24 protein-coding genes are annotated in these 26028 nt (G+C 58.0%); 15 read left to right on the top strand and 9 right to left on the bottom strand.

Going from position 1 to position 26028, the window contains the following annotated elements:
- Positions 1–421 precede the first annotated feature (421 nt).
- The 3 genes from pntA to EDF82_RS05415 all read left to right on the top strand — a co-directional run bounded on the left by pntA (position 422) and on the right by EDF82_RS05415 (position 3687).
- Positions 422–1951, top strand: coding sequence for a Re/Si-specific NAD(P)(+) transhydrogenase subunit alpha (pntA, locus tag EDF82_RS05425; RefSeq protein ID WP_123754551.1), 1530 nt, complete (start codon positions 422–424; stop codon positions 1949–1951).
- A gap of 10 nt (positions 1952–1961) precedes the next feature.
- Positions 1962–3350, top strand: a complete 1389-nt coding sequence (pntB, locus tag EDF82_RS05420; protein WP_123754550.1) for a Re/Si-specific NAD(P)(+) transhydrogenase subunit beta — start codon at positions 1962–1964, stop codon at positions 3348–3350.
- Between the two features lie 148 nt (positions 3351–3498).
- On the top strand, positions 3499–3687 hold the full coding sequence (locus EDF82_RS05415; protein WP_123754549.1) for a YdiH family protein: 189 nt from the start codon (positions 3499–3501) through the stop codon (positions 3685–3687).
- 138 nt (positions 3688–3825) lie between these two features.
- Here EDF82_RS05415 and uspE read toward each other — a convergent pair whose 3' ends face one another.
- The 3 genes from uspE to ogt all read right to left on the bottom strand — a co-directional run bounded on the left by uspE (position 3826) and on the right by ogt (position 6378).
- Complete coding sequence (gene uspE / locus EDF82_RS05410) at positions 3826–4776, bottom strand: universal stress protein UspE (protein WP_123754548.1); 951 nt, start codon at positions 4774–4776, stop codon at positions 3826–3828.
- 138 nt (positions 4777–4914) lie between these two features.
- Entirely contained in the window at positions 4915–5667 is a 753-nt protein-coding gene (gene fnr, locus EDF82_RS05405; protein ID WP_004862555.1) for a fumarate/nitrate reduction transcriptional regulator Fnr, read from the bottom strand.
- Between the two features lie 195 nt (positions 5668–5862).
- Positions 5863–6378, bottom strand: coding sequence for a methylated-DNA--[protein]-cysteine S-methyltransferase (ogt, locus tag EDF82_RS05400; RefSeq protein WP_123754547.1), 516 nt, complete (start codon positions 6376–6378; stop codon positions 5863–5865).
- Positions 6379–6514: 136 nt separating this feature from the next.
- Between ogt and EDF82_RS05395 the strand changes: the two genes are divergently transcribed.
- Complete coding sequence (locus EDF82_RS05395; RefSeq protein WP_123754546.1) at positions 6515–6781, top strand: hypothetical protein; 267 nt, start codon at positions 6515–6517, stop codon at positions 6779–6781.
- Between the two features lie 230 nt (positions 6782–7011).
- On the opposite strand, the gene abgT is transcribed toward EDF82_RS05395, so the two are convergent.
- From abgT to EDF82_RS05380, 3 genes are all read right to left on the bottom strand, one after another.
- On the bottom strand, positions 7012–8538 hold the full coding sequence (abgT, locus tag EDF82_RS05390; protein ID WP_123754545.1) for a p-aminobenzoyl-glutamate transporter: 1527 nt from the start codon (positions 8536–8538) through the stop codon (positions 7012–7014).
- Between the two features lie 67 nt (positions 8539–8605).
- Positions 8606–10051, bottom strand: coding sequence for a M20 family metallopeptidase (locus EDF82_RS05385; protein ID WP_123754544.1), 1446 nt, complete (start codon positions 10049–10051; stop codon positions 8606–8608).
- On the bottom strand, positions 10051–11361 hold the full coding sequence (locus EDF82_RS05380) for a M20 family metallo-hydrolase (protein WP_123754543.1): 1311 nt from the start codon (positions 11359–11361) through the stop codon (positions 10051–10053). Before EDF82_RS05380 ends, EDF82_RS05385 begins: the two co-directional genes overlap by 1 nt.
- Before the next feature lie 166 nt (positions 11362–11527).
- Here EDF82_RS05380 and EDF82_RS05375 point away from each other — a divergent pair, with 166 nt between their 5' ends.
- The gene (locus EDF82_RS05375) at positions 11528–12439 is read left to right on the top strand and encodes a LysR family transcriptional regulator (protein WP_123754542.1); all 912 of its coding nucleotides are present in this window, start codon (positions 11528–11530) and stop codon (positions 12437–12439) included.
- 99 nt (positions 12440–12538) lie between these two features.
- Positions 12539–13102: a DNA endonuclease SmrA gene (gene smrA / locus EDF82_RS05370; RefSeq protein ID WP_123754541.1), complete on the top strand. Its 564-nt coding sequence runs from the start codon at positions 12539–12541 to the stop codon at positions 13100–13102.
- On the opposite strand, the gene EDF82_RS05365 is transcribed toward smrA, so the two are convergent.
- On the bottom strand, positions 13099–13905 hold the full coding sequence (locus EDF82_RS05365) for an IclR family transcriptional regulator C-terminal domain-containing protein (RefSeq protein ID WP_123754540.1): 807 nt from the start codon (positions 13903–13905) through the stop codon (positions 13099–13101). The two genes, smrA and EDF82_RS05365, sit on opposite strands and share 4 nt — an antisense overlap.
- A 167-nt stretch (positions 13906–14072) precedes the next feature.
- On the opposite strand from EDF82_RS05365, the gene EDF82_RS05360 reads away from it, so the two are divergent.
- The 6 genes from EDF82_RS05360 to pcaC are packed head-to-tail and all read left to right on the top strand — an operon-like array spanning position 14073 to position 19135.
- Positions 14073–14780 carry a 3-oxoacid CoA-transferase subunit A gene (locus EDF82_RS05360; RefSeq protein ID WP_123754539.1) on the top strand — a complete coding sequence of 236 codons (708 nt, stop codon included), beginning with the start codon at positions 14073–14075 and terminating at the stop codon, positions 14778–14780.
- Positions 14768–15424, top strand: a complete 657-nt coding sequence (locus tag EDF82_RS05355; protein WP_123754538.1) for a 3-oxoacid CoA-transferase subunit B — start codon at positions 14768–14770, stop codon at positions 15422–15424. Before EDF82_RS05360 ends, EDF82_RS05355 begins: the two co-directional genes overlap by 13 nt.
- Positions 15425–15434: 10 nt before the next feature.
- Positions 15435–16637 carry a 3-oxoadipyl-CoA thiolase gene (gene pcaF, locus EDF82_RS05350; protein WP_123754537.1) on the top strand — a complete coding sequence of 401 codons (1203 nt, stop codon included), beginning with the start codon at positions 15435–15437 and terminating at the stop codon, positions 16635–16637.
- A gap of 9 nt (positions 16638–16646) precedes the next feature.
- On the top strand, positions 16647–17999 hold the full coding sequence (locus EDF82_RS05345; RefSeq protein WP_123754536.1) for a 3-carboxy-cis,cis-muconate cycloisomerase: 1353 nt from the start codon (positions 16647–16649) through the stop codon (positions 17997–17999).
- On the top strand, positions 17989–18753 hold the full coding sequence (pcaD, locus tag EDF82_RS05340) for a 3-oxoadipate enol-lactonase (protein WP_123754535.1): 765 nt from the start codon (positions 17989–17991) through the stop codon (positions 18751–18753). Before EDF82_RS05345 ends, pcaD begins: the two co-directional genes overlap by 11 nt.
- Positions 18746–19135 (top strand): 4-carboxymuconolactone decarboxylase, encoded by a 390-nt coding sequence (gene pcaC, locus EDF82_RS05335; protein WP_123754534.1) that lies wholly within the window; start codon positions 18746–18748, stop codon positions 19133–19135. Before pcaD ends, pcaC begins: the two co-directional genes overlap by 8 nt.
- 49 nt (positions 19136–19184) lie before the next feature.
- Here pcaC and EDF82_RS05330 read toward each other — a convergent pair whose 3' ends face one another.
- Positions 19185–20819 carry a mechanosensitive ion channel family protein gene (locus EDF82_RS05330; protein WP_123754533.1) on the bottom strand — a complete coding sequence of 545 codons (1635 nt, stop codon included), beginning with the start codon at positions 20817–20819 and terminating at the stop codon, positions 19185–19187.
- A gap of 262 nt (positions 20820–21081) precedes the next feature.
- Between EDF82_RS05330 and EDF82_RS05325 the strand changes: the two genes are divergently transcribed.
- The 3 genes from EDF82_RS05325 to EDF82_RS05315 are packed head-to-tail and all read left to right on the top strand — an operon-like array spanning position 21082 to position 24284.
- Positions 21082–21537, top strand: coding sequence for a MarR family transcriptional regulator (locus tag EDF82_RS05325; protein WP_123754532.1), 456 nt, complete (start codon positions 21082–21084; stop codon positions 21535–21537).
- Positions 21538–21559: 22 nt separating this feature from the next.
- Positions 21560–22738 carry an efflux RND transporter periplasmic adaptor subunit gene (locus tag EDF82_RS05320; protein ID WP_123754531.1) on the top strand — a complete coding sequence of 393 codons (1179 nt, stop codon included), beginning with the start codon at positions 21560–21562 and terminating at the stop codon, positions 22736–22738.
- Positions 22739–22748: 10 nt separating this feature from the next.
- The gene (locus tag EDF82_RS05315; RefSeq protein WP_123754530.1) at positions 22749–24284 is read left to right on the top strand and encodes a DHA2 family efflux MFS transporter permease subunit; all 1536 of its coding nucleotides are present in this window, start codon (positions 22749–22751) and stop codon (positions 24282–24284) included.
- A 73-nt stretch (positions 24285–24357) separates the two neighbouring features.
- Here EDF82_RS05315 and fumA read toward each other — a convergent pair whose 3' ends face one another.
- Positions 24358–26007 (bottom strand): class I fumarate hydratase FumA, encoded by a 1650-nt coding sequence (gene fumA / locus EDF82_RS05310; RefSeq protein ID WP_123754529.1) that lies wholly within the window; start codon positions 26005–26007, stop codon positions 24358–24360.
- Between the last annotated feature and the right edge of the window lie 21 nt (positions 26008–26028).

Raw genomic sequence — 26028 nt, 5'->3', positions numbered from 1 at the left:
TTTTTTGTTGACCGCCCGAAAGGTGCGTCACAGAAACATAACAAATTGTGATATGTTGAAAAAACAGCCGCTTGACCAGCAAAATTGATAATCGATACCACTTTTATAAGTTAATGTAATGTTAATTCCTTGTTTGGGTCGGCGGTTAATGGTGTGTAAACGCTCCAGTTAAGCGAATTATCAGGCCTGGCTATAAAATTAAGGTAAATATTGCTGCCTGACACGGTTCACGGTGAGTTTTACCAATAAAATCAAAATTTCTGTTTTATCGCTGTAGATCACAATCGGTATTTTCAGTAGGTTATAAAAAGTTTGTTACTGTTTCATTTTCTATCGATGAGGTCGCCATGGCGTTGTTGTCATGACCCCTTATCGGTGAGAAGAAGAAAACCATCATCAAAAACCGATGGAAGGGAAAACTATGCGTATCGGGGTACCAAAAGAACGGTTTGCCAATGAAACCCGCGTAGCCGCCACGCCGAAAACGGTGGAGCAGCTACTGAAACTCGGGTTTACCGTCGCTGTTGAAAGCGGCGCGGGCCAGCTGGCAAGTTTCGATGACGACGCCTTTATTCAGGCGGGGGCTGAAGTGGTGGCGGGTGCCGAGGTCTGGCAGTCGCCCATTATTCTTAAGGTGAATGCACCTGAAGAACATGAAATTGCGTTGCTGAATCCAGGCACGACGCTGGTGAGCTTTATCTGGCCAGCACAAAACCCTGAATTAATGGCGAAGCTGGCAGAGCGCAATATTAACGTCATGGCGATGGATTCGGTGCCGCGTATTTCGCGCGCCCAGTCGCTGGATGCGTTAAGTTCAATGGCTAACATCGCCGGCTACCGTGCGATTGTGGAAGCGGCCCATGAATTTGGTCGTTTCTTTACCGGTCAGATCACCGCCGCGGGCAAAGTGCCGCCGGCCAAAGTGATGGTGATCGGCGCCGGCGTGGCCGGACTGGCAGCTATCGGTGCGGCGAATAGCCTCGGGGCGATCGTCCGTGCCTTCGATACCCGTCCGGAAGTGAAAGAACAGGTGCAGAGTATGGGCGCCGAGTTCCTCGAGCTGGACTTTAAGGAAGAGGCCGGCAGTGGCGATGGCTATGCCAAAGTCATGTCTGAAGCCTTTATCAAAGCGGAAATGGCGCTGTTTGCCGCCCAGGCAAAAGAAGTCGACATTATTGTCACCACCGCGTTAATCCCAGGCAAACCGGCGCCGAAGCTGATTACCCGCGAAATGGTCGACTCCATGACCGCCGGTAGCGTCGTGGTCGACCTGGCCTCGCAGAATGGCGGTAACTGTGAATACACCGTCCCTGGCGAAGTGGTCACTACCGCCAACGGCGTGAAGATCATCGGTTACACCGACCTGCCGGGCCGTCTGCCGACGCAGTCCTCCCAGCTGTACGGCACCAACCTGGTCAACCTGCTGAAACTGCTCTGCAAAGAGAAAGACGGCAACATCACCATCGACTTTGACGACGTCGTCGTCCGTGGCGTGACCGTTGTGCGTGAAGGCGAAGTGACCTGGCCGGCACCGCCGATTCAGGTTTCCGCTCAGCCGCAGGCAGCCGCGAAGACCGTCGAGGCGCCGAAAGAGCCAGAAAAGCCGGCTTCACCGTGGCGCAAATACGCGCTGATGGCGCTGGCGATTATTCTGTTCGGCTGGCTGGCTAACGTCGCCCCGAAAGAGTTCCTCGGACACTTCACCGTGTTTGCGCTCTCCTGCGTGGTTGGCTATTACGTGGTGTGGAACGTTTCTCATGCGCTGCATACGCCGCTGATGTCGGTTACGAACGCCATTTCAGGGATTATTGTTGTCGGGGCATTGTTGCAGATCGGCCACGGTGGCTGGGTCAGCTTCCTGAGTTTTATCGCGGTGCTGATCGCCAGCATTAATATTTTTGGTGGTTTCACCGTTACTCAGCGCATGCTGAAAATGTTCCGCAAAGGATAAGGGGTAACACATGTCTGGTGGATTAGTTACAGCTGCATACATTGTTGCCGCGATCCTCTTTATTTTTAGCCTGGCAGGGCTGTCCAAACACGAGTCATCTCAGCAGGGTAACTACTTCGGTGTTGCCGGGATGGCCATTGCGCTGATCGCCACTATTTTTGGGCCGGACAGCAGCAACGTCGGGTGGATCCTGCTGGCGATGGTTATCGGTGGCGCGATCGGTATCCGTCTGGCGAAGAAAGTCGAAATGACCGAGATGCCGGAGCTGGTAGCGGTTCTCCACAGCTTCGTTGGTCTGGCGGCGGTGCTGGTGGGCTTTAACAGCTACCTGCAGCATGAAACCGGCATGGAACAGATTCTGGTCAATATTCATCTGACCGAAGTGTTCCTCGGTATCTTCATCGGTGCGGTGACCTTCACCGGTTCGATTGTGGCGTTTGGCAAGCTGTGCGGCAAGATGTCTTCTAAACCGCTGATGTTGCCGAATCGCCATAAGCTGAACCTGGCGGCACTGGTGGTTTCCTTCCTGCTGCTGGTGGCCTTTGTTCGCACCGACAGCACCGCGACTCAGGTGCTGGCGCTGCTGGTGATGACCGTTATCGCTCTGGCCTTTGGCTGGCACCTGGTGGCTTCCATCGGTGGCGCAGATATGCCGGTGGTAGTGTCGATGCTGAACTCCTACTCTGGCTGGGCGGCGGCGGCGGCGGGCTTTATGCTGAGCAACGACCTGCTGATCGTCACCGGTGCGCTGGTGGGGTCGTCAGGGGCGATTCTCTCCTACATCATGTGTAAGGCGATGAACCGTTCGTTCTTCAGCGTTATTGCCGGTGGTTTTGGTACCGATGGTTCCTCAACCGGTAGCGATGAGGAAGTGGGTGAACACCGCGAAATCAGCGCTGAAGACACCGCTGAAATGCTGAAAAACTCGCACTCGGTGATCATCACCCCAGGCTACGGCATGGCGGTAGCGCAGGCGCAGTATCCGGTGGCTGAGATCACCGAACGACTGCGCGCTCGTGGCATTAAAGTTCGTTTTGGTATTCACCCGGTTGCCGGTCGTTTACCTGGACATATGAACGTGCTGCTGGCGGAAGCGAAAGTGCCGTACGACGTGGTGCTGGAGATGGATGAGATCAACGATGATTTCACCGACACTGACACCGTACTGGTTATCGGCGCGAACGACACCGTTAACCCGGCGGCGCAGGACGATCCGAAGAGCCCGATTGCCGGTATGCCGGTACTGGAAGTGTGGAAAGCGCAGAATGTGGTGGTCTTTAAGCGTTCAATGAATACCGGCTATGCTGGTGTACAGAACCCGCTGTTCTTCAAAGACAATACCCATATGCTGTTCGGTGATGCGAAAGCCAGCGTGGACGCTATCCTCAAAGCGCTGTAATCCATCATCGTCCTAAATACTCTTTAATTATGAAGCCGTCTCTGCTGAGACGGCTTTTTTATATATACAGCAAGGCCATTAATTGCTCATAAAACCATCACCCCGGAGTGCTATACTAAGCCTGTTTTTTCATCATACTGAGGATATTATGGATACCGAATTAACCCCCGCACAAATGGCCATCGAGTTCCTGCGTCGTGACCCAACGGCTTTAACCCCCGCGCAGTACCTGAAAAAATTCAAACTACTCGAGCTGGAATTTGCCGATCTGATGTCTCTCTCCGCACTTGAACTGAAAGAAGAGATCGATCACGCGTGGCGTTTAGGTATTCATTAACAGCAGCGTGGCTGTCGTATCGCGATGAACGGGGCCGGAAGGCCCTTTTTTTATGCCTGCAGGGTGAGATGTCGGAAAAAAATATCCCCCGCCGGAGCAGGGGATACAGTGACGTACGCCGGTAATTCAGCGGCGATATTAATCGTCGTCTTCGTCGTCCATTTCAACCGGGGTTTTGTATTGTTCCGGCTTGAGTACCAGCAGATCGCAGCGTAGATGGTCGATTACCTGCTCGGCGGTATTGCCGAGAAACGCCGCCGATATCCCGGTACGCCCGACGGTACCCAGCACCACAATCCCCGCCTGCAGATGCTCAGAGAGGTCAGGGATCACCTCTTCAGGTAGCCCTTTCTCTACGTGGGTGCGGTTTTCGTCAATGCCAAATTTTTGTCGCAGCGCTTTCATCGCCAGCAGATGCTGGCCGCGAATCGCGTCGTTGTAGATACTCGGGTCAAAATCGGGAAGCTCAATAGCGATGTTGATCGGAGTGACCGGATAGGCACCGACCAGATGGACTTCGGTATGGTTGACCTGGTCCGCCAGCTCCAGCGTTTCTTTGACTAACTTCTCGTTTAACGCGTCGTGATAGTTCTCTTCACTGGCAAGGTTCACCGCCACCAGCGCTTTGCCGCCTTCCGGCCACGGCTGGTCTTTGACCATCCACACCGGGCAGGGACATTTGCGCAGCAGATGCCAGTCGGTAGGGGTGAAAATCACCGCCTCCAGCTTGTCATGCTGGTGCGCCATCTTCAGCAGTAAATCGTGTTTGTCGGTGAGGATCTCCTGGATAATGGCTTCGAAGGGTCGGTTGTGCCACACCACTTTAATGTCGATCGGAATACCGGACTCGATATAAAACCGCGCCTGCTCTTTGATCCAGGCACTACGTTGACTGATGACACCCTGACGCATCGCCGTACGCTCATCGGGCGATAGCAGCGTGGTCATCTCATAGGAAAAATCATAGATCGGCAAAAAGGCTTTGATGCGTCCACCAATCCGTTGGTGTAGATACACCGCACGCCGCAATGCAGGCTGGTCGTCCTGATTGGGGTCGATTACTACCAGCATGTTCTGATACTTCGCCATACAGGGTCTCCTTACAACTGTAACCACAGTCTGTAATTAAAAAGATAACCTATATGGATGAAATGAAACAGGGGATGACCCTGGCCAGATCAACAAATCAGGAAAAAATTAGCGATCTGGCAAGGGAAAAGCGAAGGGTCAGGCGACGTTGCGGGCCTGGCCGGCGAGTTGCGCAAGCAGGTCGCTGTTCTCGATGGTGATGTATTTGCCTTTTACTGCCAGCATACCGCTTTTCTGGAAACGGCCCAGCAGGCGGCTGATGGTCTCTACCGTCAGACCCAGGTAGTTACCGATATCGCCGCGGGTCATCGTCAGACGGAACTCACGAGGTGAGAAGCCGCGCTGCGCGAAACGACGGGACAGATTGTAGATAAAGGCCGCCAGGCGCTCTTCCGCATTCTTTTTGGAAAGCAGCAGAATCATATCCTGATCGCCCTTAATCTCGCCGCTCATCAGACGCATCATCTGCTGACGCAGGTTCGGCATTTTTCCGGAAAGATCGTCCAGCGTTTCGAAAGGAATTTCGCAGACCATTGAGGTTTCCAGCGCCTGCGCAAAGCTCGGGTGCAGCGCGGTGCCGATAGCATCAAAACCGACTAAATCGCCCGCCAGATGGAAACCGGTAATCTGTTCGTCACCTTGTTCGGTGATCGTGTAGCTCTTGATGGTACCAGAACGGATCGCATACAGAGATTTCAGCTCATCACCAGCTTTGAACAGGGTCTGTCCTTTCTGGATAGGCTTTTTACGCTCGATGATATTATCCAGCTGATCAAGCTCGTGCTCGTTCAGAGTAAAAGGGATGCAAAGCTGGCTAATGCTGCAATCCTGACAATGGATTGCGCAACCGCCAGACTGAATGCGTCGAATAATTCTCTTTTCTGGGATCATAAGTCTGCTCAAGCCTTAATTGATATTGGTCAATTTTAACATCTTTTTGGTGAGCAGGTAAGCCTCGAACCGGTGAAACACGTAATATTAAAAGGGTAAATGCAATATTACTTTTATCTTATTGATAATAGGCAATATGTTTACCCGAAATTGATTGTAAAGTTGCCTGATGATTCCGATAAAAGGCACAGAGCGCTAAAGCAGCAAATACCCTTCATGGCGCAATAACCACTCTTTACGCTGCACGCCACCGGCATAACCGGTCATGGTGCCGTTACGGCCAATCACCCGATGACAGGGCACGACGATACTGATCGGATTGGAGCCATTGGCGGCACCCACCGCGCGGGCAGCACCAGGGCGGCCTAATGTTTCAGCCAGCTGACCATAATGCATGACGTGTCCGCAGGGGATGGTGCGCAGGGTTTGCCAGACTTCACGCTGAAACGGTGTGCCCGCCGTGGCCGTGGGTAAGGTGGCAATGACATCGAGGTCGCCGGCAAAGTAGGCGTCGAGCTTACGGCTTAAGCCACCAGGGTCACGGGTTGAAACACGTTGGTAGCCTTCGCCGCGATAGTGCAGATCCAGCAGCTGCTCCATACGCTCACTATGCTCTTCCCATTCAACGGCGCGCAGGCGGAACTGCTCGTCACAGATAATCCATAATGGCCCCAGCGGGGTATCAATTTTGTCCTGAAGCAGTACCAGCATCGTTTCTCCCTATCGTCTGTGCCGCAAAATAATCGCGGTAGTATCACAACAAGATATCACGTCGTCTTTACCGGCAACTATACTCCTGAAAGAGAATCACCAGCACGGTGATGAAGGGCGGTACCTGGGGGAGAAAATGGCGCTATTTTTCAATCTTGAGTCGTCTTCGAAAACCGATTACTGGCACCATATATTCACGCCAGTGATGTTTATTTTTGTATTAATTACGCCGCGCGTAGGCAAAGGGTTTTTGTTACTTTTGCTTCGCGGCGAATTCCCCTGTGCGGAGGAGCGTCCTGTTCATTTTTCTCTGCAGTTTGTCATACGCACGCGAATTAGTGAGAACGGGCTAATTCACCGGGAGGCACCCGGCGCCGCCAATAAATATACAGGCATTCCTTGAGTCAATTATTTTGCCAACACCCCGGTGTTGGCATTTTTTTGCCAACCTAAAAGGTAACGATATGCAATACATTCTGACTGGGATTGTAATCTTAATTATCAGTGCGTTGTTGATTAACGCTGCCTCTATGATGGTCGAGTCTGTTTATAAGACGCTGAAAGGGATGCAGTTTAAGAAGAAGCATTTTTGATACTGATGGTGGCCAGACGCTGGCCACCTCGTTCTTTCCGTTAGTGCAGACGCGGGTAAATGCCCGGACCAATCGGTAAACCCAGCCAGTACCACGCCACCAGCATCAGCAGCCAGACCACGAGGAATATCAGCGGGTAGGGCAGCACCAGCGAATAGTAGGTCCCGAGTTTTGCATCCGCGCGATAGCGTTGCAGGAAGCCGAGAAACAGCGGAACAAACGGCGATACCGGCGCCAGCGGCAGCACCGAGGAATCGGCGATACGAAACAGGATCTGCGCAAAGGCCGGGTGAAAACCAAGCAGCATAAACATCGGCACGAAGATCGGCGCCAGAATGGACCAAATTGCCGAACCGCTGGCAATAAACATGCACAAAAACGCCGACAGCAGCGCCAGGCCCACAAAAGCCGGAATGCCGTTTAATCCGGCGTGCTCCAGCAGGTCAGTCAGCCCCACCGCCATAAATTTCCCCATATTGCTCCAGTTGAAAATGGCAACAAACTGGGCCAGCGGGAACACCATCACGATAAACCCGGCCATCTCTTTCATCGGCTCGATCATTAACGGCGGTAAATCGGCCTGACGACGAATTTTCCCGGTGGCGATACCGTACGCCAGGGAGACGAAAAAGAAGAAAAAGATGATCAGCGGCACAATGCCTTTAATAAACGGTGAGGGCATGACCGTGTGGGCGACGGGATCGCGCAAAATGCCGTTCTCCGGCACCACCATAATGGCAATCAGGGCGATAAACACCAGCGCCGCAATCCCGGCGACCCGTAGCCCAAACCGTTGCTCCGGCGTCAGCGCCTGCAGGGCGTCCTCGCTACGGCCTTCCCATTTCCCCAACCGCGGCTCAATAAGCTTATCGGTGATCAGGCCACCCACCAGGGTCAGCACGATCACCGAACTGGCCATAAAGTACCAGTTATCGATTACGCTGACGTGCAGCGAGCCATCGAGGGTTTTTGCCGCCTCGGTGCTAATTCCGGACAGCAGCACGTCGGTGGTGACGATCAGCAAATTTGCAGTAAACCCGCAGCCGACGCCGGCAATCGCCGCCAGCAGCCCGGCGACCGGATGCCGGCCAACGGCCAGGAACATCAATGCCCCCAACGGCGGCATAATCACCAGGGCGGCGTCAGACGAAATATGGCTGAAAAAGGCGATAAACAGCACCATATAGCTGGCGTAACGCGCGCTGACGTGGGAGGCCATTTTGACCATCAACGCCGGCAGCAGGCCCACCCGTTCGGCAAGCCCGGCGCCGAGCACCAGCGCGAGAATCGCTCCCAGCGGCGCAAACCCGCTGAAGTTCTTGATGACGTTAGGCAAAAACCAGTGCAGCCCGTCAATGCTCAGCAGGTTCTTCACCGCGACGGTGGACCCGTCCGTCGGGTTAATCACGCTGACATCAAAGGCCGAAAGTGCGGCGGTAGCCAGCGCCAACGCCACGATCAAATAGATAAACAGCAAAAAAGGGTGCGGGACCTTATTCCCTACCTTCTCAACCCAGCCATAGAGCTTCCCGGTGGGGGAAGGCGACGGTATGGATGACATACTCATGGGCATTCCTCAGTCGTCGTTGTGTTGGTTGTTATGTTGTTATGTTGTTGTGTTGGTTATGGTTTTATTATTTTAAAGGTGACGGTGTCACGTCTTGCGGGATCGGACAGTGATAGGGCCGCTCCGCCAGCTGCTGCGCCAGTTCTTGTTGACTGGCTTGTCGCAGCGCCGGGTCGCCGAGCAGGCGAATGGCCGTCGCCCCCAGCACTTTTCCCGCCAGCAGCATGCCCTTATGGGCAATGGCGGTTCGTCCCTGGCTCACCAGCTGCCAGCTGTGCAGCGGTGTCCCGATAGCAAAACAGGGGCTGAAGCACTGGGCAACCGGGGCTTTCCAGCTGACATCGCCCACGTCGGTTGACCCTGCCAGGATGTTGTCGGTCGCGCTCCAGGGGGCAACGTCGTCTGCCAGCAGGGCATCGCGATGGCGGCGGGCAAAGGTTTTTCCCGCTTCACCGCCGGTCATCGCGATATTGTTCAGGCTGTTGGTGCGGTCGTTTTCGCTAAGGGTCGCGCGGATCTCGCTGGCGAAGGCGCGATCCTCCTCGCTCCACGACGGGGTGCCAAAGTGGCAGAGTGCCTCATACATTGCCGCTTCCAGCGTGCGATTCGGCAGATAGCCGGAGCAGGCTTTTTCGAAGCGGCAGCTGACGGTGGTCTCGGTCATCAGCGCGGCGCCCTGAGCGATTTTTTCGATACGGGCGTAGATCTGCTGCACGTCCGCCATCTCCGGCGCACGAATCAAATAGAGCACTTCCGCCTGCGCCTGTACCACGTTTGGCGAAATACCGCCGCTGTCGGTGATGGCGTAGTGGACGCGCGCTTTCTCAATGATGTGCTCGTTGAGGAAGTTAGTGCCGGTGGTCATCAGGGTGACGGCATCGAGGGCGCTGCGGCCAAGATGCGGCGAATTAGCGGCATGAGCAGCGGTACCGCTGAAGCGCCAGGCCGCCTGAATATTGGCCAGCGTACTGGTGCTGAACATGCCGGCCCAGGCTTCCGGGTGCCACGTCAGGGCGGCATCGACATCGTCAAACAGCCCCTCGCGAACCATAAAGGTTTTGCCGGAACCACCTTCTTCGCCAGGGCAGCCGTAGAAACGCAGGGTGCCGCTGCCGCCATGCTGTTGTAGCCAGTTTTTGCCGGCCACCGCGGCAGCAAAGGCGGCGGTGCCCAGCAGGTTATGCCCACAGCCGTGGCCATTTTCACCCGGCGTGTCGCTGGTCTGATGCGCGCAGTGCGCCTGCTGGCTCAGTCCCGCCAGCGCATCATATTCCCCCAGCAGGGCGATAACCGGTTTGCCGTGACCGACGCTGGCAATAAAGGCGTTGGGGATCCCGCCGGCGTCAAGGGTAAGCTGAAAACCTTCGGCTTCGAGCGCCGCCGCCAGCCGTCCGGCGGACCAGAACTCTTCAAAGCGCGTTTCCGGGTGATCCCAGATCTCATCGGCGATGGCGCTAAACTCAGCCGCGCGTGCATCGATGGTCTCATCGACAAAGCGATAGATATTCTCCATTACACACCTCGCTGCCAGGGAAAATTAAGGGAGGTGAGCGCTAAGGTTTCAACGGCCATGGCCATAACGCTCTCATCGAAATCGAACCGCTCGTTGTGGTGCCCGGCGCTGAGCTCGGTGCCAAAAATCATGTACGAGGCCAGGCCGTTCTGCTCCTGCACCCGGGCCATCATCAGGGTGGCATCTTCCGAACCAGCCGGGGCGGCGATACGGTCGATGGCCTGTTCAACCCCCGGGACCTGGGCGGCCTGTTCGCGCAGATAGTTGACCCATGCCGGTGAAGGCGCGCTGGAGGTCGCGGCTCCCATCAACCGGACGTTGACGCTGGCACCGTACATCGCCGCGGCACCGTCGATCACCGCCTGTGCCCGATCAAAGACATACTGGTTGATAGCTTCGGTTTCACCGCGGGTTTCGACCTTGAGCAGGGCGCCGGAAGGGACCACATTGCGGCCGGTACCCGCCTGCATCACCCCGACGTTGACCCTTGAGGCCCCCGCGCTGTGTGGGGCGATAGCGTGCAGACCAAGTGCCGCCTGGGCGGCGGCAAGCAGGGCGTTACGACCGTCTTCCGGTTTGCCGCCCGCGTGCGCGGCGACGCCGGTGAACTCAACGTCGAATTTGGTGGTCGCCATGAAATTATCCCCACCGCACACCACCGTACCGACCGGCACGCCGGTGCCGATATGAATCGCGGTGAAGTAATCGACGTTGTCGAGCACCCCTGCCGCGACCATCGCCCGCGCCCCGCGGGTACCTTCTTCGGCAGGCTGGAAGATCAGTTTAATCACCCCGTTTAGCCGGTCGGCATAGTGCTTCAGCACGTGGGCCAGACCGAGGCCAATTGCGGTGTGGCCATCATGGCCGCAGGCGTGCATCATCCCCTGGTTGCAGGAGGCAAAGTGCTCGCGGTACGGGCGGTGATGGTCATCGGTCTGTTCGTTCAGGTCGAGGGCGTCCATATCGACCCTAAAGGCCAGCGTCGGCCCGGGACGCCCGGTATCCAGGGTCGCGACCACTCCGGTGAAGCCGCCTTCAAAGGCGCTCAGCCACGGCTCCGGCGCACCCTGTTCACGGGCGCGTAAAAAGGCGCTGGCGAGGGTCGCCTCATCCGGCAATCCCATGCGGCTCCCGGCATCGATGACATCGCGGCCCAGCGCCAGGTCATAGCCCAGCCGATGTAAGATCTCAGCGACCTTGCTGGCGGTACGAAACTCGAGCCAGCCGGACTCGGCATAGTGGTGTAAATCGCGACGCCATTGCGTCATTTCCGGCACCAACTGGCGGATGTATTCATTGAGTAGCGGCATAACCAGGTCCTGTCATATTTAAAAATGTGATGTTGTTCACGGTGTGATAGCTTTTACTTATCACTGGCGGGTTTTTCGTCAGCACATTCTTACGTTGCCACAACAGTTTGCATTACAGTAGATGCCATTTTCTTCTGTTTGATAAACAACGGTTATCACCACGACGATGTCTTTTCAGATTAAATTTCATCAAATTCGCGCCTTCGTTGAGGTCGCGCGCCAGGGCAGCATTCGCGGCGCCAGCCGCGCCCTGGCGCTGTCGCAACCGGCGTTGACCAAGGCGATCAAAGAGCTGGAAGAGGGGCTGTCGGCTCAGCTGTTCGTGCGCCGCAGCCAGGGGGTATCGCTGACGGAGAATGGCGAAAGCTTCTATCAGCATGCCAGCCTGATTATCGAGGAGCTACGGGCAGCGCAGGAGGATCTGCTGCAACGCCAGGGGGCGCTGACCGGGCAGATTAATATTGGCCTGGGCGCCAGCGTCGCACGTTCGCTGATGCCCTCGGTGATTTGCCGTTTCCATCAGCAGCATCCGCTAGTGAAGGTGCGGATCATGGAAGGCCAGTTGCTGTCGATGATCAACGAACTGCGTCAGGGCGAACTCGACTTCACCATCAATACCTACTATCCCGGCCCCTACGACCACGAATTTAGCTTTGAAAAGCTTTTTGAAAAGCCGTTTGCGGTTTTCGCCCGCACCGGGCATCCCGCGGCGCAGGCCACCTCCATCGATGCGCTGCTGGACTACAGCTGGACCATGCCGACGCCGCGCGGCAGCTACTTTAAACAGCTTCAGGATCTGTTCAGCCACCGGGCGCAGATCCCCCACGTCGGCATCGTGTGCGAAACCTTCTCCTCCTGCATCAGCCTGGTGGTGCAGAGCGATTTTCTCAGCATTTTGCCGGTGGAGCTGGGAAGCGACCCGATGATTGCCGACAAGCTGGTGATGATTAACGTGCGCGAAACGTTGCCCAAAGCGACCTATTACCTGATCCAGCGGCGGGATATGCGCCAGACGCCGTTGACCGCATCGCTGATCACCCAGTTTCGTCGCCAGAGTCGTCACCAGTTTCCTGACTGAAGCGCCACGGTTCACTTTGCCAGCGGTTGTCGACAAACGCATTGAGCCGCCAGGGCGCGGCGGCTATAGTAGCCCTCGGTAGTAGCCGGAGGAGTGCTCATGAATCTTGACGACAAATCGCTATTTCTTGGCGCCATGGAAGATGTCCAGCCGCTGAAGCGCGGGAATGACGTGCACTGGCATCCCGAGCGCAATAGCCGCCCGGCGCAGCGTCTGGATATCCTGCAGTTGGATAACATGCTCACCACCGGTTATCTCGATATTGTGCCGCTGGCGACGCCGCTGGAATTTAAACGTGAAGGGCTGCAAAACGGCGTGCTGGACAAGCTGCGGCTGGGGAAATATAGCCAGCAGGCCAGCCTGAACCTGCTGCGTCAGCCGGTTGAGCAGTGCCGGCAGATGCTGTTTGCTTTTATCGTGCAGGCGCAAAAAGAAGCGTTGCGCAACGTGCTGATCGTCCACGGCAAAGGGCGGGAGGATAACGCCCACGCCAATATCATTCGCAGCTATCTGGCGCGCTGGCTGGTCGAACTGCCCGAAGTCCAGGCGTTCTGCGTGGCCTCAGCGCACCATGGCGGCAGCGGGGCGTGCTACGTGGCGTTGCGCAAATCCGCCGAGGCGAAGCAGGAAACCTGGGAACGTCACGCCAAACGCAGCCGCTAGCGCAGCAACAGCGTCAGCTCGCGGGCCGCTTTTTGCAGCTCGGGCAGCACCCGCTCCACCATTTCCCGGGTAGACACCTGCCCGGCATGTACCCCGACGTTGAGCGCCGCCTGAACCTGACCCTGCGGGTTGAACAGCGGCACCGCCAGCGACCGTAGCCCCATCTCCAGCTCCTGATCGTTGAGCGCATAACCCTGCTGGTGCACGCGCTTGAGCTCGGCACGCAGCTTATTCACCGAATCCACCGTCTGCGGGGTATAGCGAATCATCGTTACCCGCGCCAGCATATCGTTCAGCTTCTCTTCCGGCTGGTGGCTTAACAGCACCCGGCCCATCGAGGTGGCCCAGGCCGGCAGGCGGCTGCCGATGTCGAGGTCGATGGTCATGATCCGCGAGCTGGAGGCGCGGGCAATGTACAGAATATCGTCGCCGTCGAGGGTGGCGATAGAGCAGGACTCGTTGAGCATCTCGCTCAGGTGCTTGAGCACCGGCTGCGCCGAGCGCGCCAGCGGCGTAGAGGCCAGCCACGCGTGACCGAGCGCCAGAATGCGCGGGCGCAGCTGGAAATTCTTACCATCTTCCGCGTAGACAAAACCCAGCTTACCCAGGGTGTACAGGCAGCGACGCACCGCCGCACGCGGGATCCCGGTCTTCTGACTGATTTGCGAGATCGACAACACCGGGCGCTGCGGGGTAAAGGCCTGAATCACTTCCAGCCCGCGAGCCAGTGAGGCCATAAAGTTCGGATCGCCCTTAAACGGATCGCTATCGCCCGTCAGAACATCGTCTGGATGCTTCTCCATTTTCTTCTCCATATTTGCCATCGATCACATTCTTTCGCTAAAGATATACGATGTTCGATTATCGCACCATATTTCGATTATCGCCCTTGACCAACATCGTTAAGCGGGTCACATTTTGTGCGAACAACGCATATAAGTGCGATTACCGCACATAAAGGAGCGACCTGATGATTGATAAAAGCGTGTCGACGCTAAGCGATGCCATCGCCGGGATTCACGACGGCGCGACCATCATGATCGGCGGCTTTGGCCCCGCCGGTCAGCCAACGTATCTGATTGATGCCCTGATTGAACAGGGCGCCCGTGACCTCACCATTATTAACAACAACGCGGGCAACGGGGAAGTTGGCCTCGCGGCGCTGCTGAAGGCCGGACGGGTGAGAAAGATGGTGTGCTCTTTCCCGCGTCAGGTGGACTCACAGATTTTTGACGACCTGTACCGCCGCGGCAAAGTCGAGCTGGAGCTGGTCCCGCAGGGCAATCTGGCCGCACGGATTCAGGCCGCTGGCGCCGGGCTGGGGGCGATTTTCACCCCGACCGGTTACGGCACGCCGCTGGCGGAAGGCAAAGAGACCCGCGAAATCGACGGCCGCCACTACGTGCTGGAGTATCCGATTAAGGCCGATTTTGCTCTGATCAAAGCCCATCAGGCGGACCGCTGGGGCAACCTGGTGTATCGCAAAGCGGCGCGTAACTTCGGGCCGATTATGGCCACCGCCGCCAAAACCACCATTGTGGAAGTCTCCGCGCTGGTGGGGCTTGGCGACCTTGACCCGGAAAACGTTATCACCCCGGGGATTTTTGTTCAGCGCGTGTTCTCGCTGGAAAACCTGAACGTTGCACTACGCCTGAGGAGCCAGACATGCAAAAACTAACCCGCGATGAAATGGCCCAGCGAGTTGCTCGCGATATCCCGGAAGGGGCCTATGTCAACCTCGGCATCGGTTTACCCACCCGCATCGCCAACTACCTGCCGAGCGATAAAGAAGTGTTCCTGCACAGCGAAAATGGCCTGCTGGGGATGGGCGCTCGTCCCGAACCTGGCGAAGAAGATCCTGAGCTGATTAACGCCGGCAAAGAGTACGTGACGCTGCTCAAAGGCGGCTGCTTCTTCCACCACGGCGACTCCTTCGCCATGATGCGCGGCGGCCATCTCGATATCTGCGTCCTCGGCGCATATCAGGTCTCTGCCACTGGCGATCTCGCCAACTGGAGCACCGGCGCCCCGGACTCGATTCCGGCGGTGGGCGGGGCGATGGATCTGGCTATCGGCGCGCGTCAGGTCTTTGTGATGATGGACCACCTGACCCGCGACGGCGAATGCAAACTGGTTGAACACTGCAGCTATCCGCTCACCGGCGTAGCCTGCGTCAGCCGGATTTACACCGACCTGGCGGTCATTGACATCACCCCAAACGGACCGGTCGTCCGGGAAATTTTTAACGGTCTCTCGTTTGAGGAACTGCAGCGCATCACGCCGGTGACGCTGACGTTCGAACTTCTGGCAGAAAGCGCGTAAGGAACCTATGATGAATCAGGCATTTATCTGTGATGCGGTGCGTACACCGTTCGGTCGTTTTGGTGGTACCCTGGCGCCGGTGCGCGCGGATGATTTAGGCGCCTTACCGCTGAAAGCGCTGCTGGAACGCCACCCGGGGCTCGATCCTGCCCGCATTGACGATGTGATCTACGGCTGTGCAAACCAGGCCGGGGAAGATAACCGCAACGTCGCGCGCATGGCGCTGCTGCTGGCCGGTTTTCCGCAAACGGTGCCAGGCAGCACCATCAACCGTCTGTGCGGCTCCAGCCTTGATGCGATCGGCGTCGCAGCGCGCGCCATTAAAAGCGGCGAAACTCAGTTGATGATTGCCGGCGGCGTAGAGAGCATGTCGCGGGCGCCTTTTGTGATGGGTAAGGCCGAGAACGCCTACAGCCGGAACATGCAGATTGAAGACACCACCATCGGCTGGCGTTTTATCAACGCCCGGATGAAAGCGCTGTACGGCGTGGATTCGATGCCGGAGACCGCCGAAAACGTGGCGACAGATTTTGGCATCTCGCGTGCCGATCAGGATGCTTTTGCGCTGCGCAGCCAGATGCGTACCGCTCAGGCGCAGGAAGCCGGGCGTTTCGACGACGAGCTGATTGCCGTCTCCATCCCCCAGCGGAAAGGCGAACCGCTGCTGTTTACCCGGGATGAGCATCCGCGCAGCACCTCCGCTGAGGCGCTGGCGAAACTTAAAGGCGTGGTGCGGCCGGACGGTTCGGTGACCGCCGGGAATGCCTCCGGCGTCAATGATGGCGCCTGTGCCTTGCTGCTGGCCAGCGAGCAGGCGCTCGCGGTCAACGACCTGCAACCGCTGGCGCGGGTCGTGGGTATTGCAACCGCAGGCGTGGCGCCGCGGATTATGGGATTTGGCCCGGCTCCGGCTGTGCGTAAGGTACTGGCGCAGACCGGGCTGACGCTGGGGCAGATGGACGTGATTGAACTGAACGAAGCGTTCGCCGCTCAGGCACTGGCCGTGACCCGCGATTTGGGGCTGCCGGATGATGCGGCGCACGTCAATCCCAACGGCGGCGCGATTGCCCTCGGCCATCCTTTAGGGGCATCTGGCGGGCGTCTGGCCATGACCGCGGCCTACCAGCTGCGTCGCACCGGTGGCCGCTATGCGCTGTGCACCATGTGCATCGGCGTCGGCCAGGGGATTGCGCTGATTATTGAACGAGTGTAAGGAGCGCGAATGAGCTTGTTGACCCCAATGTTGCGCGGCAGTCCGCTGACCGACTGGTTTAGCGACGCGCAGCGGGTGCAGGGGATGCTGGATTTTGAAGCGGCGCTGGTCCGCGCGCAGGCCGCCTGCGGCATCGTGCCGGCGGCGGCGGTTGCCCCGATCGTCAACGCCTGCCAGCAGGCGCAGATCGATTTTCCCGCTATCGGGCTGGCGGCGGCCAACGCCGGCAATCTGGCGATCCCGCTGGTAAAACAGCTGACGGCCAGGGTCAAAGCGCACGACGCCGAGGCCGCACGCTATGTTCACTGGGGAGCCACCAGTCAGGATGCTATCGACAGCGGTCTGGTGCTACAGCTGCGCGGCGCGCTCGACGACACCGACCAACTGCTTCAGCGGCTGATCGACGCTTTCGCTCAGCAGGCAGAGCGCTATCAACACACCGTGATGCCGGGCCGGACCTGGATGCAGCACGCGCTGCCGGTGACCTTCGGCCTGAAGCTGGCGGGCACCCTGGATGCATTACTGCGCTGGCATCAGCGGCTGCGGGAGATGCGCCCGCGGGTGCTGGTGCTGCAGTTTGGCGGCGCGGCGGGCACGCTGGATTCGCTAAAAGCGGACGGTCCGCCGGTGGCGGAACAGCTGGCAACCCTGCTCCAGCTGGCGCTCCCGGACACGCCGTGGCACAGCCAGCGTGACCGGCTGCTGGAAGTCGGCGCCTGGTTCGCCGGCCTGTGCGGCACTCTCGGCAAATTTGCCAACGATTTCTCGTTACTGATGCAGACTGAAGTGGCGGAAGTGGGCGAGCCGGTAGCAGAAGGGCGCGGCGGTTCCTCCACCATGCCGCATAAGCGCAACCCGATCGCCTGCAGCGCCATTTTAACGGCCGCCCAGCGCACGCCCGGTCTGGTGGCGACGCTGTACGCCAGCCAGATCCAGCAGCATGAACGCGCGCTCGGCGGCTGGCAAGCCGAATGGGAGACTCTGCCGGAGCTGCTGATGCTGGTCGGCGGCGCGCTGGCGCAGAGTGAGATCCTGGTACGCGACATGCAGGTCTTCCCGCAGAAAATGCGGGAAGACCTCGATATCACTCACGGGTTGATTATGGCGGAAGCGGTGACCCTGGCGCTGGCGGCGTTTATCGGCAAAGCCGATGCCCATCACTGCATTGAGGCGCTGTGTCGGCGGGCAATCGACGAGTCCCGCCCGTTGCTGACGCTGCTGGAGAACGACCCGCAGGTCAGCCAGCATCTCCCGACTTCCCGTTTAACGCAGCTGCTGGATCCGGCCACGGCCACCGGCAGCGCCGACTATTTTGTGCGCCAGGTGCTGGCGCGTTACAAGGAGCAACGGCATGAACCTTGATTATCAGCTGGACGGGCCGGAAGGCGCGCCGGTGATTGTGCTTTCGAACTCGCTGGGCACGACCCGTGAGATGTGGCAGCCGCAGCTCGCGGCCTTAACTCGCCAGTTCCGCGTGCTGCGTTATGATACCCACGGCCATGGTAAAACCAGCAAATCCGGCAAGGTGACGCTGGCGCAGCTCGGCGAAGATGTCATCGCGCTGCTCGACCACCTTAATATCGCCAAAGCCTGGTTCTGCGGTATCTCCATGGGCGGCCTGACCGGACTGTGGCTGGGCCGTTTTGCGCCTGAACGTTTTTACGGTATCGCGGTGGCCAACACCGCGGCGCGCATTGGCGATCAGGCCGGCTGGCTTTCCCGCGCCCGGGCCGTGCGTCAGGAAGGAATGGACGTGGTGGCGGCGGGGGCGGCGGACCGTTGGTTCACCGATCGCTTCCGGCAGCGCGCGCCGGAAGTGGTGGAGGCACTGTGCCATCAACTGACCCACAGCAACGCCGAAGGCTACGCCGAGTGTTGTGAAGCCCTGGCGGGCGCTGACCTGCGGGCAGAAGTCGGGCAAATCAGCGTGCCGACGCTGATTATCGCCGGGGAAAGTGACCCTGTCACTACTGTGGCGGATGCCAACTTCCTGCATCAACAGATCCCGGCATCGCAGGTGGTAGCGATCGCGGCATCGCACCTCTCCAGTATCGAATCACCGGCCGAATTTAGCGCCGCGCTGCTGGGCTTCTTCCAGGGGGAACAGCATGGATGATAAGGCGCGTTATGAGCAGGGTATGAAGGTGCGTCGCAAAGTGCTGGGCGATGCCCACGTTGACCGCACGCTGCACAATCTGACCCCGCTCAATGAAGAGTTTCAGGATTTTATTACCCGCTACGCGTGGGGCGAAACCTGGACCCGGCCCGGTCTGGACCATCACACCCGCAGCATGATCACCATCGCGATGCTGATTGCTCTCAACCGCGAGGCGGAGCTGAAAATGCATCTGCGGGCGGCGTTTAATAACGGCGTCACCCGCGATGAGCTGAAAGAGCTGATCATGCACTCGGCGCTCTACTGCGGCCTGCCGGCGGCCAATGCCACCTTGCATCTGGCGCAGCAGGTGTTCGATGAGCTGGACGGTAAAACGGCTTAATCCTGACGGTGCTGGCCGGTCGCAATGCGCGAGCCGGCCAGCAATGACGTTACACTGATTTCACATCATCTTGCTGCGGCGCCAGCGCCGGTTCGGCATACCAGTCCTCTTTCGCCACCACCACCGATCCCTTCGGCTGCATCACAAAGTTCGGCGACATGATCTGGACGCCAAATTCATTGAAAACATCCTGAATATTGCTGTGCAGCGCGGTACGGGCGTCGGACAGCGAGGTTTCCGCCAGCAGCCTGACCTGCAGCTCGTAGGAGACATACCAGTCCATCAGGCCCAACTGGCGAACCAGCGGCGGCTGGCGATGGTCGATGCCCGGCGCACGGTGTGCCGCCAGCTCGAGCATGGCCTGCACCTGACGCCACGGGGTGTCATAGCCGATGGTCACGCCGGTGGTGAGGTTGATCCCGTTGCCGCCGGTGTCGTTGTTTGGCACGCTGAGATTGGTGATTTTACCGCTGACGACCACCGCATTTGGCACCGTCACCACGTAGTTTTCCCGGGTGATGATTTTGGTGGCCAGCATGCCGATTTCGCTGACTTTACCCTCGTTATCGGCAATGCGGATGACATCTCCTTTGTGCAACGCGCGGGAGTAAATCAGCACCAGCCCGCTCATGGCGTGGTTCATGACGCCGGCGGAACCGAGGGTTAACATCAGGCCGAAGAAGACGCTGATCCCTTTAAACGCCAGCGAGTTGGCGCCGGGAAGGAACGGATAGGCCGCCGACAGGGCGAAGAGCCATATCATCACCGAGATCAGCTTGCGGGTGGCGCCGACGGTTTCCGGATGCAGGCCGGGAATGTGCAGGCGTCCGGCCTCCACCTGGCTCAGCAGCAGTTTGACCAGGCGGATAAAGAACCAGGTGATCAACAGGATAATCAGCACGATCATCAGGCCTGGCAGGGCGGAGGCGATGGACAGCGCGATCTCCTGCAGGACGCCCACCGACCAGTCACCGAGCGATTCACTCCACACCCGGGTCCACGGAAACAGGCCAAACGCCCAGCTCAGCCAGGCGTACAGCGCCAGGATGCCCAGCAGAATCATCAGCAGGGCATACAGTTTGGTTTCGATATTGCCAAGGAAACGTCGCCAGCTTTGCGGGATCCAGCTGCGCTTTTCAAGGATCCGCAGATGAAAGAAGCGGCGCACCCGGCGCCAGGAACGCCAGGCCGCGTAGTAGATCGCGGCCAGCACCAGGGTGCCAACAAGAACCTTCACGACAGCCAGTGCCAGATAGGTTTTGTTGTACTGTTCACGCAGCGAGCTGCGCTGTGCCTCCATTCTGGCCAGTACGCGCTGCGCCGCCTGGTCAAGGGTCAGGTCATCACCTTCATCAAGATCCGCCTGGCTCAGCATCATAATCGGCTTGCCGTTCATCAGAAACAAACGGCCCGGCTGGTTATAACGCGTGACCGGAACCATCTGTAACGGCTGGTTAATATCGGCTTCGGTGAAGGCCCGCAGCATATTGCGGATCCGCAGCACGCGCTCTTCGGGGGTAGTCTGCCCGAAAGTGGCCTGCAGCATCACAATCGGCTGGTGGAAGATTTTGACCGTACGGGCATCTTCGCGCGGAGTGGGCTGTTGGCGGGGTTCTGCCGCCGACAGCGGGAAGGCCAGGCACAGCGAAAGCCATGCCAACAATAATACCGATATCCTGTTCATATGCTGCACCCAAAAATAAGAAATTATTGTTATTTTTCAGTCGCTCAACGCGACACGCTGAGCAGACTCTGATTTGAGCATAGACCAGCGATAAGCGAATACAAGCGCCGACAGAAAAGGGAGCTCAGGGGGCGGTTATTGCGCCTGGTGACGCGATCCGTGCAGGGGCGGGCTGACAAAATGTGCGATCTTCTTGACGTTACGTTGACAAATGATTGCCTGGTCAGTAGTTTCATTTGTAATTACTGACCAGGCAAATATCATGAGTAATCATCCGGGTATTATTAACAATAAATTTCACTTAGGTTTGCTCATTCATCTGGCAAACCAGTTCAAAGACCAGCTGATAAATCAGCACTTCTCCGGCATGGATATTACCGCCGCGCAGTTCAAGGTCCTGATCAGTATCTACAAAGGCTTCAACAGCCCGGTTGAGATCAGCAAAAACCTGGTGATGGACGCCGGCGCCATGAGCCGGATGGTCGATCGCATGGTCAAGCGCGATCTCATCAGCCGGAGCGTAAACCTGCAGGATAAACGCCAGGTCATTCTGGCCTTGACCGACAAAGGGCTGCTCATCTGCGAGCGCTTTGTCAATGAAGCGCTGGTGTCGATCATCAGCGACCTCACCGCCCGACTGACTCCCGATGAATCCCGCCAGCTGGTCGCGCTAATGACAAAAATGCTGCCGGACGAGATCGTCGCCCCTCATCGCTAATGAATTAAAAAGGTCCAGACAGATGGAAACCACCCCTGCACAACAGGCCGAGCGCGGCAGTAAGCGCAAACGCAACTTTATTATTTTACTCATTATTCTGCTGCTGGCGGCAGGAGGAAGCCTGGCGTGGTATCTGCTGTATGCCCGTTACTATGAGTCCACCGATGATGCCTATGTTAATGGCAACCAGGTGACGCTGACGCCGCAGATTGGCGGGACCGTCACCCAGGTAACGGTAGACGAAGGCGACTTCGTGGAAAAAGGCCAGCCGCTGGTGCTGCTCGACCCGAGTGATACCGCCATTGCGCTGCAGCAGGCCGAGGCCAATCTGGCCAATACGGTACGCCAGGTGCGCGGGCTGTACAGCACCGCCGATAACTACCGGGCGCAGGTGGCGGCGAAAAAAGTGGCTCTGCAGACGGCGCAAAACGACTACGCGCGTCGGCAGAAAATCTTCAAGAGCGGGGCGATTGCCGCCGAGGACCTGTCGCACTACCGCGATGCGGTCACCAGCGCGCAGAGCGATCTGTTGGCTGCGCAGGAGGCCTTGCGTACCAATATCGCGATGGTCGATGACACCGTTATCGACAGCCATCCGGAAATTAAAAGCGCGGTGGCTACGCTGCGTCAGCGCTATCTGGAGAATTCGCGCAGCACCATTGTTGCTCCCGTCAGCGGCTATGTGGCGAAGCGGGCGGTGCAGCTCGGGATGCGCGTCGATTCGGGCACCACGCTGATGGCTATCGTGCCGCTGAATGAAGTCTGGGTCGATGCCAACTTCAAAGAGAGCCAGATGAACGCGATGCGTCTGGGGCAGAAGGTGACCCTCAGCGCCGATCTGTACGGCGATGACGTGACCTATCACGGCACCATTGAAAGCCTGGGGATTGGTACCGGTAGCGCCTTCTCGCTGCTGCCGGCGCAGAACGCCAGCGGGAACTGGATCAAAATCGTCCAGCGTCTGCCGGTGCGCATCACCCTCGATCCTCATGATATGCAGAAACACCCGCTGCGGGTGGGCTTGTCGATGAACGTCAGCGTTGATATTCGCGATGACGCAGGGCATCTGCTGCCGCAACAAACCGTTAGCACCCCGCGTTTCACCACGGATGTGTATCAAAACCCGCTGGAAGAAGCGGACCAACTGGTGGCTAAGATCCTTCATGACAACAGCAAAACGGTAGCCGCAGGCACCCGTTAAGAGAGACGTTATGCAAGATAAGGCCGCCTTTACACCGCCCAATATGTGGCTGGCGGTGCTCGCGCTGTCGCTGGCCACCTTTATGCAGGTGCTGGATTCCACCATCGCCAACGTGGCGTTGCCGACCATTGCCGGTAACCTTGGCGTCAGCGCCGATCAGGGCACCTGGGTCATCACCTCGTTTGCGGTGTGCAACGCCATTGCGCTGCCGCTGACCGGTTGGTTTACGCGCCGTTTCGGCCAGCTAAAGCTGTTTCTCGGCTCGGTGATGATGTTCACTCTGACCTCGTTTCTGTGCGGCTTCGCCCACAGCATGACCGAGCTGATTATTTTCCGGGCGCTGCAGGGCTTCTTTGCCGGGCCGATGTTCCCGATGTGCCAGACGTTGCTGCTGGTGATTTTTCCGCCGAGCAAACGCAGTATGGCGCTGGCGCTGCTGTCGATGGTCACGGTGGTGGCGCCGATTGTCGGGCCGATCACCGGCGGCTGGATCACCGATAACTACTCCTGGCCGTGGATCTTCTATATCAACGTGCCCATCGGTATCTTCGCCACCATTGTGGTCTGGACCCAGCTGCGGGCACGCGAAGAGACCACCAGCCATGCCCCAATCGATTACATCGGTATCGGGCTGCTGGTGCTGGGGGTTGGTCTGCTGCAGGTGGTGCTGGATAAGGGCAACGATCTCGACTGGTTCGCGTCTTCGCACATCATTGTCATGTCGACGATTTCGGCTATCTCGCTGGTCTCCTTCGTGATTTGGGAGCTGGGGGAGCGCCACCCGATCGTGAACCTGCGCCTGTTTAAAGACCGCAACTTCGCCGTCGGGACTCTGGCGCTGACTCTCGGGTACGCCGCTTTCTTTGCGATCAACATTATTCTGCCGCAGTGGCTGCAAACGCAGATGGGCTACACGGCGATTTGGGCCGGTCTGGCGGCGGCGCCGATGGGGATTCTGCCGCTGATGATGACCCCGATTATTGGCCGCTACGCCAACAAGTTCGATCTGCGGATTCTGGCTTCGCTGTCATTTTTGACCATGGGAGCATCCTGTCTGATCCGCGCGCAGTTCAATACCGATGTTGATTTCCGCACCATTGCCGAAGTGCAGCTGTTTATGGGGATCGGCGTGGCGTTTTTCTTTATGCCGATTACCACTATCGTGCTGTCGAACCTCAACGGCGCACAAGTGGCGGAAGGGTCCGGTCTGGCGACGTTTTTCCGCGTGCTGGGCGGCTCTTTTGCCTCGTCACTGACCACCTGGATCTGGTCGCGGCGCGAGGTGTTTCACCATGCCAACCTGACCGAGAGCGTGTCGATCTATAATCCGGGAGCGGTGGAGTATGTTGAAAAAATGGGCGGGGCGACGCAGCAGCATATGGCGCTGATTGATAAAACTATTGAGCAGCAGGCCTACATGATGTCGACCATCGACTATTTCTGGGTGTTGGGCTGGGGCTTTATGGCGTTGATTGCGGTGATCTGGTTCGCGCGTCCGCCGTTTAGCCGTGCCGGAGCGCCTGGGGCACCGTCTGCCGGTCATTAACCGCGAAGTCACCAGGTTAAGGGGAAGATGACCATCTTCCCCTTAATTCCCGCATTAAGACGAATTAACGCCGTTAGCGCTGTGCGCAACCCGCGCACTGTTTGTTCTGAATCTGCTGGAAGAAGTCGTTACCTTTGTCATCCACCAGGATGAACGCCGGGAAGTTTTCTACTTCAATTTTCCAGATAGCTTCCATGCCCAGTTCCGGGTAGGCCACGCACTCGAGGCTCTTAATACTCTGCTGCGCCAGTACGGCCGCCGGGCCGCCGATGCTGCCGAGGTAGAAACCGCCGTGCTGGTGGCAGGCATCGGTCACCTGCTGGCTGCGGTTGCCTTTCGCCAGCATTACCATGCTGGCGCCGTGAGACTGCAGCAGGTCGACGTAGGAATCCATCCGTCCTGCGGTGGTCGGGCCGAGAGAACCGGAAGCATATCCTTCCGGGGTTTTGGCCGGGCCAGCGTAGTAGATCGGGTGGTCTTTAACGTACTGCGGCAGCGCTTCGCCGTTATCCAGCAGCTCTTTCAACCTGGCATGCGCCATATCGCGCGCCACGATAATCGTCCCGTTGAGGGTCAGACGGGTGGAGACCGGATGGGCAGAAAGCTGAGCCAGAATGTCGCTCATCGGCTGATTGAGATTAATACTGACGACCTTGCCTTCACCTTGCTCGCGCAATGCTTCCGGAATGTACTGGCCCGGATTGCTCTCCAGTTTTTCAATCCAGATGCCGTCGCGGTTGATTTTCGCTTTGATATTACGGTCTGCGGAGCAGGAGACGCCCATGCCGACCGGGCAGGAGGCGCCGTGACGCGGCAGGCGGATCACCCGGATATCGTGGGCGAAGTATTTGCCGCCGAACTGCGCACCGAGGCCAAGATTCTGCGCTTCCAGCAACAGCTCTTGCTCCAGCTTAACGTCGCGGAACGCCTGACCGTGTTCGTTCCCTTCGGTCGGCAGGCCGTCGTAGTAGCGGGTCGAGGCCAGCTTGACGGTTTTCAGGGTCGATTCCGCTGAGGTTCCGCCAATCACGAAGGCGATATGGTACGGCGGGCAGGCGGCGGTACCCAGGGTGCGCATCTTCTCAACCAGGTAGTTTTTCAGCTTCGCCGGGGTGATCAGCGCTTTGGTTTCCTGATACAGATAGGTTTTATTGGCAGAGCCGCCGCCTTTCGCCATGCACAGGAACTTATACTCATCGCCGTCAACGCTGTAGAGGTCGATCTGCGCCGGCAGGTTGGTGCCGGTATTAACCTCTTTGTACATATCCAGTGCGGCATTCTGCGAGTAGCGCAGGTTATCTTCGGTATAGGTGTTGTACACGCCGCGGGCCAGCGCCGCTTCGTCACCGCCGCCGGTCCATACGCGCTGACCTTTTTTACCCATGATGATCGCGGTACCGGTATCCTGGCAGGTTGGCAGCACGCCTTTAGCGGCGATTTCCGAGTTGCGCAGGAACTGCAGGGCGACGTATTTATCGTTTTCGCTGGCCTGCGGGTCGAGCAGGATCGCCGCGACCTGGCGCTGGTGGGAAACGCGCAGCATAAAGGCCGCGTCATGGAACGCCTGCTGGGCCAGCAGGGTTAAGGCTTCAGGTTCAACCTTGAGGATCTGTTGGCCTTCAAATTCGGCCAGTGAAACATGCTCTTTGCTCAGCAGATAATAGTCAGTGTCATCTTTCGCCAGCGGAAAGGCTTCCTGATAACCAAACGGTTTAGTCGACATTGCGTAGCTCCCTAAGAGTAA

Source organism: Klebsiella sp. BIGb0399, assembly GCF_003752615.1.
Taxonomy (GTDB): domain Bacteria; phylum Pseudomonadota; class Gammaproteobacteria; order Enterobacterales; family Enterobacteriaceae; genus Klebsiella; species Klebsiella lignicola.
Note: the sequence above shows the minus strand (reverse complement) of the source record. Positions and strands in the feature narration are given on the sequence as shown.